The organism is Vibrio sp. 1978 (assembly GCF_033344345.1).
Map to the genome: position 1 here is coordinate 1 of NZ_JAWPOP010000919.1, position 539 is coordinate 539.

Below are 539 nucleotides of genomic sequence, written 5' to 3' on the forward strand. Positions count from 1 at the left end.
AAATTGCGTTATCGAAAAAACAGCCCGAATATTTATCAAATCACCTGTAGTGGCATTAAAAACCAGTTCCCTACGCAACTGCTCACGATCTGCGATGGCCTAGACAGAATGCTTTACAGTCCGCGTTCACCACTCAACTGGTTTACGAAACGTAAACGCTTGAAGATCTACAAACGCGCGCCAAGCACTCACAATTTTTATCGCTTGGTTAATCACAGTGCTATCGGAGAGCTACGCTTGGACGATGAAGGGAAACCGAGTCACATTGGCATTCTGACTAGCGACGGAGAGGAGATTAACTTCCCTCCAACTCGCGCAGAAGATAAAGGAAAATAACCTGTCAGTGCGGTGCTAAATTTGATACGACACCTTGAGATTTACCGTATCTATTACCATCTTAAAAGAAAACAGCTTGGTGCTTACTATGTTTAATTCTCTTACTTCGTTGTTCAAACAACTTATCGACGGCTCGGATTTGAGCAAAACCAATGCACTGTCGCCAAACATGGCGATCGCATGTCTGCTGTGTGAAGTGTCTG

The 539-nt window shown here is 44.2% G+C and carries 1 pseudogene; it reads left to right on the forward strand.

From position 1 onward, the window contains the following. A pseudogene (locus R8N49_RS29865) lies at positions 1-336 on the forward strand (alkaline phosphatase family protein); the annotation flags it as partial. Between the last annotated feature and the right edge of the window lie 203 nt (positions 337-539).